General features: G+C 44.9%; 4 protein-coding genes and 2 pseudogenes. 5 read left to right on the top strand and 1 reads right to left on the bottom strand.

Annotated elements, in window-relative coordinates:
• Positions 1-250: 250 nt before the first annotated feature.
• Positions 251-2,707, top strand: a complete 2,457-nt coding sequence (locus tag O9332_RS09725; protein ID WP_288025166.1) for a CPBP family glutamic-type intramembrane protease — start codon at positions 251-253, stop codon at positions 2,705-2,707.
• A gap of 31 nt (positions 2,708-2,738) precedes the next feature.
• Here O9332_RS09725 and O9332_RS09720 read toward each other — a convergent pair whose 3' ends face one another.
• A complete protein-coding gene (locus O9332_RS09720) occupies positions 2,739-2,918 on the bottom strand; it encodes a hypothetical protein (RefSeq protein ID WP_288025167.1) in 180 nt (59 codons plus the stop codon).
• 67 nt (positions 2,919-2,985) lie between these two features.
• Between O9332_RS09720 and O9332_RS28015 the strand changes: the two are divergent.
• The 4 genes and pseudogenes from O9332_RS28015 to O9332_RS09700 all read left to right on the top strand — a co-directional run.
• Positions 2,986-3,240: pseudogene (locus tag O9332_RS28015) on the top strand (UPF0175 family protein).
• Positions 3,241-3,589: 349 nt separating this feature from the next.
• The gene (ppsA, locus tag O9332_RS09710) at positions 3,590-6,031 is read left to right on the top strand and encodes a phosphoenolpyruvate synthase (RefSeq protein WP_002751914.1); all 2,442 of its coding nucleotides are present in this window, start codon (positions 3,590-3,592) and stop codon (positions 6,029-6,031) included.
• 434 nt (positions 6,032-6,465) lie between these two features.
• On the top strand, positions 6,466-8,823 hold the full coding sequence (locus tag O9332_RS09705) for a GUN4 domain-containing protein (RefSeq protein WP_288025161.1): 2,358 nt from the start codon (positions 6,466-6,468) through the stop codon (positions 8,821-8,823).
• A gap of 161 nt (positions 8,824-8,984) precedes the next feature.
• A pseudogene (locus O9332_RS09700) lies at positions 8,985-9,072 on the top strand (IS200/IS605 family transposase); the annotation flags it as partial.

Below are 9,072 nucleotides of genomic sequence, written 5' to 3'. Positions count from 1 at the left end.
GTAATTCTTGGGCTGCCCATTTCTCCATTTTTTTGCTTACCTCCACCTTAATTCCTTCTTTCAAAACTATACCTATCAATCGTTTCCCCTTTTTTTAAGTTTCTTCTCTTTTTGTTAAGAAAGATCCGACTAATGGATAGCCTTATTAAGGGGGGATCAAGGGGGGATTAAAGGCAAAATCCGTTTTTAATTTAATTATAACCAGCTACTTAGTCTAAACGCTGTAGGCTGGAGAAACCTGACTCGATCGATGAGCGTCAGCTATACCATGAAAAGAACGATTTCCCGGATTGTCTGGATACTTCTCTCGCTGGCGGCGATCGCTCTAGCGGTGTTTCTGTTCAGTCCGCGCCCCGTGGAAGAAGCCAAGGCTGACTACTGGATCATGAGTCGGTTAGCGGTCAATCAACCGGGCTATTTTCCCCTAGAGCAATCCCTCGATCCGCGATGGTATCGCCCGATCGCCCCTTGGATCGGTCGCCTGATTTTGCCAAAACCGGAGGAATATTCCGCCACACCGGGGGAAGATTGGACTTGGTTGCAGGTTTACCAAGCACCCCGGCCGGATTTAGTCGGTCAAAAAGTTCGTTTAGGTTGGCGGCAATCCCCGGCACTGGCTCGATATTTAGGACTGGTTACTAAGGATATTCGCTTCACTCCAGAGGCGATCGAGAGTGAAAAACAGGGAAATATCCTACCGACTCGCTTGAATGGTCGTTCAGGGGTCGGACCACTGCAAGCGCTGGCCGGATCGCGACCGCTCGATGATGTGGTGGTCAGCTTTCCCGATGCAGAAATCGGGGAAACGTCATTACAAGTGGAGCGAATGCCCTTGATCGTTACTGGGCGCTTTGTGGCATTGGTGAAAATTATCGGCGAAGCTCCCCCCCGAACCCCCAGCGACATCCCCAAGGTTTGCCCCGGTTCACCCCCCTGTGGGAGCGAACTTTTCCGAGTGCAACACTATAACCGCGACAGTGGACAATTCGACGGCACCTCGGAAGTGATCCGCATTCCCCAACAACCCTTAGTTTCCGGAGGACGTTTTATCTCCACCCCCCGACAGTTAGCAGCAGCGAGCGAAGGAAAGCAGGGCTGGTATATCTACGGGGCGCGGGGACGGGATAAACTCTTTACTGTTCAAGCAATCAAACCTCGATCGCTGTTTCAACTGCAACCGACGGAAACCCTGACTGGGCTGCGATCGGGCCAAGATTACATCGCCCGCGGCACTTGGAACGATACCCCATCCCGCAAAGGAACCGCCAGTCGGGTAACAGTCCTGCTGGAGGGTGAAAAAAAATCATGGAAAGAGGGCGATAAAGGCATAGGAATTCATATTTTCGGCGGGATCGGCGGTAAAAAAGGCGAATCAATACAATTGGGAACGGTAACGGGTCATTTTTCCTATTTTCTCTACGAAGTGATTCGGGATGCCCTGACGGGAGAGCTGCAGTGGCAGCTCGATTATGATCAGGTGTACGCTCACAATCCCCAGGGGATTTTATCCGGTTATCAGAGTTGGGCGAACTATACGGGTAGTTTAGAGCGGGGATGGCTTAATTCCCGACCCCTATCCGATGCGATCGTGAAATTAGACCTATTGGAGGATTACCACTTCGGTGGGGTTTCTCTGTCCCCCCTGACAGAATTCCACAAGCAGTTAGAGATCATGATGGCTCGCTACCGGATCGGGGACGGGACCGGGGTTTCTAGTGTTACCCCCGCGACTTCCTGCGTCCAGGACTCGAATCAGGCCCTTTATATCACGATCGCTACCCTGCGCCACCAGTTTGAAACCGATCCAAAGATCGCCGCTTGGTTGACAACCCATGCCGACGATCCGGAAACCTTGCGTTTTCAACGTTTGGGACAATTGGGCGATCGTTTAGAACAAGTATTAGCTCCCCGGGGGGTGATCCGGGCCGATTGGCGGCAAAACGCCGAAATTCTCGCCGGTATCACCGATAGTCGCGGAAAAGGCTTGATTCGGGAAAATACACTGGCCAACGCTCTACTAAGCTGGCGCTCGATGTTACCGCGAGGCAGCAATGACGTGATCGGTGAGATTTTCTTGCGGTCAGGAGCTACTCTCTGGTTCCTCCGTACTAATCAGGTTGGGGGAGCGATGCCGGAGATTTTACCCCTCGCACCGACCAAGTTATTCGGGGAAATGCCGATGATCGCACCGATGCTCCGTCGCACTTTGGGCGCGCTCGTGCTGCCCCTTACCGGTCGGGATTGGGGGGTGACGGCGATCGGATTGGGATTGTACGCTGTGATCGCCCTGACCATCGGTTTCCGGTCGGGTTTTTTACGTTGGCACTTCCCCGAACGGAGACCGTTAGAGATACTGAAAATGCTCGTCTTTTGTTTTTTCTTCCCGGCATTCTGGGAGGAATTCGTCTTTCGGGTGCTGTTAATTCCCCATCCGGAAACGGCAACTTCCACAGCTAACCTGATCCTCTCTGCTTTGGTCAGCATCACGCTTTTTACCGTCTATCATCCCCTCAATGCAATTATTTTTTACAAAAAGGGCAATCCGACTTTTTTTCAGCCTATTTTCTTGATTTTAGCGGCTTTATTGGGATTAACTTGCACCGTCGTCTATTGGCTGACTGGTTCTCTCTGGACGATCTCGGTGCTGCATTGGTTGGTGGTGGTGGTTTGGTTGCTGTTTTTGAACGGTCTATCTCGGGTTTGCTGAATAAATCTAAAAACCTTGTTGGATAGGGTTTTTAGACTTGTTTTCCCTCAAAAAGTGCCGACCTTTGGAGTGATTGGGGGGAAAATTCCGGGACTTTTTCCCTGAAAATTAGGTAATTGACCCCCTGAAAATGGGTAAAACCCCACACCCCACACCCCACACCCCACACCCTGCCCCCAGGAAAAGCTTTTTCAGCAAACCCTAAATAAATCTAGGTTGGATGGAGCTAAACTAGGTGAAATCCAACCTAAAAAAATTAGATAAATATAGCACGATAGATGACTTTACAAGTCACAATAAATTATCCTGAAAATTTACTCGACTTTCTTCAAAAAAACCGCGAGGAATTCGAGAGAGAAGCAACTTGATCTATGGTAGTAAAACTCTTTGAGATGAAACGTATTTCGTCCGGTATGGCTGCCAATTTATTAGGAGTGGATAGGGTTAATTTTTTATTGAGATTGACCGATTTTGGCGTAGGGATGATTGACTTGACAGAAGAAGAACTATTATCAGACCTTGAAAATGCCTAAAGCTAAATTACAGCCCTTCTCATAAAAAAAGTCTAACCTAATTTGGTATTGACTCCTGACTGCTGACGACCGACTCCCCAAAACGAAAACTTCCTATCTCACCATTGAGATAACTGCTGTAACTATTTTGAGATAACTAAGGCTATCATTGAGGAAAGTTACTGTTGAGACTCCTGATTAGTTTGTTAATTTTTGTGTTAAGTAGCTAGACAATTAAACCCTTTAGAGATAGGGTGATCGTAGCTGAGTTTGCTATTATATAGTTTTGTAAATAAATATCAAACTCAAGGGTTTTTGAAGATGGTATGTCGCTAAACTGAAAGTATAAAGTACAGAGGTAAAAATACTTATGATGCTACTACAAGATGTTGCGAGAACCTCTAGAGAACAAGCATTAATTCTGTGGTTTGAAGAAGTAGACAGCAAAGATGTAGGATTAGTCGGCGGCAAAAACTCCTCCTTAGGCGAAATGATCCAACAATTAACCCCGAAAGGGATTAATGTCCCCACAGGATTCGCCACCACCGCTTACGCTTACCGTCACTTTGTCGAAAAAGCCGGACTAGACGCACAATTAAGACAAATTTTCCAAGATTTAGACGAAAATGATGTGCAGAACTTGCAAGAAAAAGGTAAACAAGCACGCACATTAATCCTCAATACACCGTTCCCCGATGATTTAAGTCATGCGATCGCTATTGCCTATCGCCGACTCTGTGAACGTTATGGCGATGATCTCTATCATTCCATAGATGTGGCCGTTCGCTCAAGCGCCACCGCCGAAGACTTACCAGAAGCGAGTTTTGCCGGACAACAGGAAACCTATCTCAACGTGCAAGGGGTAAGGGGAGTTTTAGAAGCTTGCCATAAATGTTTTGCCTCTTTATTCACCGATCGCGCTATTTCCTACCGTCATCATAACGGTTTCGATCACTTTGCCGTCGCCCTTTCCGTCGGTGTCCAAAAAATGGTGCGTTCAGATCTAGCCACCTCCGGGGTGATGTTTTCCATCGATACGGAAACAGGGTTCAAAAATGCCACTTTAATCACCGCAGCCTACGGTTTAGGGGAAAATGTCGTGCAAGGAGCCGTTAACCCCGACGAATATCTGGTTTTTAAACCCACTCTTAAAAACGGTTACAAACCCATCCTCGACAAACGCCTCGGCAGTAAAGCCATCAAGATGATCTACGATGATGGAGGATCGCGTCTAACCAAGAATATCCGAGTTAACAAGCTAGAACAGGATCAATTCTGCATTAGTGACCAAGAAATCCTCACTTTAGCCCGTTGGACGACCCAAATCGAGGAACATTACTCGCAAGTGCGCGGAACCTACACCCCCATGGACATCGAATGGGCAAAAGATGGGATCACGGGAGAACTCTTTATCGTTCAGGCGCGCCCAGAAACCGTACAATCGCAAAAAGCCGCTAATATCCTTAAATCCTACGAAATTAAAGAAAGAAGTCAAGTTTTAGCGGTGGGACGAAGTGTAGGTGCAGCAATCGGTCAAGGAAAAGCCAGAGTCATCCTCAGTGTAGATAAAATCAACAACTTTAAACCGGGAGAAGTTCTCGTCACCAATCGCACGGATCCCGACTGGGAACCGATTATGAAACAAGCAAGCGCGATCGTTACTAATCAGGGTGGTCGTACTTGCCATGCCGCTATTATCGCGCGAGAAATGGGCATTCCGGCGATCGTGGGTTGCAATAATGCCACGGAAACGATTAAAACCGGTCAGGAAGTCACCGTTTGCTGTGCGGAAGGGGATGAAGGGAAAGTTTACCTCGGATTGCTACCCTTTGAAATTCTTGAAACTCCCCTGGACAATTTGCCCCAAACTCGGACAAAAATCCTCATGAATATCGGTAATCCCGAAAAAGCCTTCGCTTTTGCCGATATTCCTGCCCAAGGGGTCGGTTTAGCCCGTCTAGAGTTTATTATCGCTAACCATATTCAGGCCCACCCCAGCGCCTTGCTGAAATTCCACGAATTGGAAGAAGGAGACGTAAAAGACCAAATCGCCGAATTAACCAAACACTACGAGGATAAACCCCAATTTTTCGTCGATAAATTGGCCCGGGGAATTGCCATGATTGCAGCCGCATTCTACCCCAAAGATGTAATTGTGCGGATGTCTGATTTTAAATCCAATGAATACGCTAATTTATTGGGTGGCAAACCCTTTGAACCCAAGGAAGAAAACCCGATGATCGGTTGGCGCGGCGCTTCCCGTTATACTGATCCTAATTATCGCGAGGCTTTCGCTTTGGAATGTCGGGCGCTGAAAATGGTACGGGAAGAAATGGGATTAACTAATGTGATTCCGATGATTCCTTTCTGTCGTACCCCCGAAGAAGGGATGAGAGTCCTCGAAGAAATGGCGAAAAATGGTCTCGAACGCGGGGTTGATGGTTTGCAAGTTTATGTGATGTGTGAGTTACCAAGTAATGTAATTCTTGCCGACCAATTTGCTCAGGTGTTTGACGGATTTTCGATCGGTTCTAATGATTTGACCCAATTAACCTTAGGATTAGATCGGGATTCTGCCCTGGTTGCCCATCTTTTTGATGAACGGAATGAGGGAGTTAAACGCATGGTGAAAATGGCCATTGAAACCGCTAAAGCCCATAATCGCAAAATCGGTATCTGTGGTCAAGCTCCTAGTGATTATCCCGAATTTGCTCAATTTTTAGTGGAATTAGGCATCGATTCTATCAGTCTTAATCCTGATTCTGTCCTCAAAACTTTATTGATGGTGGCAGCAGTGGAGCAAGGACAATAGTTTAGTGATAAAGGTGGGACTTGCCCACCTTTTTTTGTACTAAGCCAACTAACTTCATCATACTGAAAATACATATAGCCCACTATGGCTATTTTTTAGTTGTCTCTTAACAAAGATTAACTTTAAACTGCGATCAAGAGATAAACTTAGATTTCGTCAGGATTAAGGCCTAATTCCCGCAGTTTATTGGCTAATCGTTCCGCTCGTTGTTTTTCCTGATTATAGCTAGTGAAAGCTTGTCCATCGGGATAAAAAAGCGACATTTCCGGTTCGATCCCCCCTGCCCCCCTTGATAAGGGGGGTGCCGATCCCCCCTTAATCCCCCCTTGATAAGGGGGGTGTCTGATAATTTTTAACGCCTACCTACTTATAAGCCAATAACACCACTCTAAAGGGGTCTAGTATAATTAGAAGAGGTTGATCAAAGGGGGTTTATGGACGATAAAACCGCAAAGCCGGAAGAATCCGAATCTGAAGAGAAAAAAGAATCAGATTTTGACCAGGAAAAGGAACAGGCTGAAGTTTGGACGGGAAAAATCACTGCTTTTGTTGCCCATCAACTCCGAACCTCCGCTCCTTCCCTTCCAATTATCGGGGGTAGCATTACAGGCATCTTAACTTGGCTTAGTCAACATGACACGGTTAAGGCGATTATTGTCGGGGGAGTCACCTTTATCGTCACGGGCTTTTTTACCTACGGATCAGCCTGGAGTAAAGCGTTTTTAGAAGTGGCAAGAACCAAAGGTAAAGATCACGGTAAAGGTTCAGCTTTAAGCTTTTTTGTTTGGCTAGACAAAGGACTGGAAAAAATACGTTGGCAATTAGCTAATCCTGACGGGAAATATTTAATTAAATTACGGGATTCAGATTGTCGTTATGATGATATTGAAGGGATTGAAGATGCAATCTTTGGTTTTTCTACCCCAGAACTAGAAGAAATTTTTATTAATTTGGATCTGAGTCAATTAGAACTGCGCTCAGAAGAAGAATCTAAAGGTACGGGGGATGATATTTGGGATTTATTGCGGCGGGCTAAAAAGAGGACAAATTTACGGTTGTTAATTCTGGCTCCTGGTGGCCGAGGAAAAACAACTTTATTGCGTCATTTAGCCTATAACTACGCTCTAAAACAACCGAAACAAAATGCACCTTTTTTAATTCCTGTCTTTTTACGTTTACGGAGATGGCAGGAAGTGATTACCACCACAGAAGGATTGGATTTACCAACCTTAATTGAGCGACATCTTAAACAAGATATTTCTCAAGAATTAGATTTACCTCAGAACTGGGCTAAAAATCATTTAACCCGTCAGCGAATGTTAGTGATGTTTGATGGTTTTGATGAAGTTAAACCCGAATATGCCGAAAAAGTCAGTCAATGGATTGGCAAACAGTGGCACGATTTTCGCCAAAACTATTTTATTTTAACTTCTCGTCCGAAAGGCTATCAAACGTTTAGCTCTGAGCATAAACCTCGGCAAAAGGTGTTTATTAATGAATTTACCGATAAAAATATTCAGGATTTTGTGTATAAATGGTATTTCTGGCAAGAGCAGGAAACCAGAGTTAGCAGAAGTTTAAAAGCTAAACAAGAAGCTGCCGACAATAAAGCAAAGGATTTAATTAATCAGTTATTTGCTCTCGATGATTCCGGGGAAAGTTCTACTCTATTAGCCCTGGCGAGAAATCCCTTAAATCTAAATATGATAGTACAGTTACATCGGGCAAACTTTGGCTCGGGACAAAAATTACCTCAGCAACGAGTGGATTTATTTCGCCGAATTTTTGATCTGCAATTGATCACTCGCCCTCAAGCTAGGGGCATTGATATGATTTTAGATAATAATGAGGAAAATCATCGTCAACGGGTATTACAACAATTAGCCCTGAAAATGGGAAATACAACCACGATTGAATATTCGGAATTACTGAGTTCTATACAAAATTTTATTCAGGAATTGGGTTATCCTGAAAGCACTTCGGCTAAGGATTTTGTAGAGCGGTTAATTCATGTGAGCGAGTTAATTTTGAAAAGGGATGAATACTATGAGTTTGCCCATAATTTTTTTCAATCCTATTTAATTGCTTTGGAAGTTAAACGGTTAAAGCAGGAAAATTTACTCTGGGAAAATTGGGAGCAAAATCTCTGGTACGAGGCTTGTATTATGTATGCCACTTTATTGATTAATCCGACTGATTTTATTGTGTATTTCTATAATAAAGAAGATAATCCTAAAGCTCAGGGATTAGCGGAGCGATGTTATCGAGAATTACCTGTTAAAAAACGTCGAGGTTTGGAATTTTTAGAACAAAAACGACAGACTTCTCTCTTTACCCAACTAGAAACCTATCTGAAAAATGGCCAATGGCGCGAAGCCGATGAGGAAACGGCGCGGTTAATGTTGTTAATTGCTAAAAGGGAAGATGAAGGCTGGCTAGATGAAGAAAGCATTAACAACTTTCCCTGTGAAGAGTTACGCACGATTGATAAGCTCTGGGTAGATAATAGCGGCGGCAAATTTGGCTTTTCTGTGCAGAAAAAAGTCTGGCTGGATTGCGGTGGTGTCCCAGGGAAGTACGATTATGAGGTGTATGAAAAATTTGCCGACGAGGTGGGTTGGCGCAGGGGCGGAGACTGGTTGAGCTATGATCAGCTAACTTTTTTATTAGATGGTAGTAAACACGCACACCTACCCTTGAAGAGGGATAAAGATGGGTTTGTGAGGTGGTATATTTCTTTTCTCGCGCAGAGACTTGTAACCTGTAATATATCACAGACTTATACATCTTAAACCAGTAAAAAGCCCCCCTTATCAAGGGGGGTTGGGGGGATCAAACCTCAAAACTGCCCCCCAAAATTCCCCTGCTAACAGCAAAACTTATCAACAATAACACCTGATTTTTTAATCTCTTCGGGTCTAATTCCCCGCCGCTCGCGGCGTACAATAGAAAAATGAGTGAATACATCCATAAGAGCCATAATGTAAGTGTTTTGCTATATCATTTAGTGTTCCCAGCCAAATATCGTAAAGCCGTTTTCG

The organism is Microcystis sp. LE19-10.1B (assembly GCF_027530565.1).
Taxonomy (GTDB): domain Bacteria; phylum Cyanobacteriota; class Cyanobacteriia; order Cyanobacteriales; family Microcystaceae; genus Microcystis; species Microcystis aeruginosa.
Note: the sequence above shows the minus strand (reverse complement) of the source record. Positions and strands in the feature narration are given on the sequence as shown.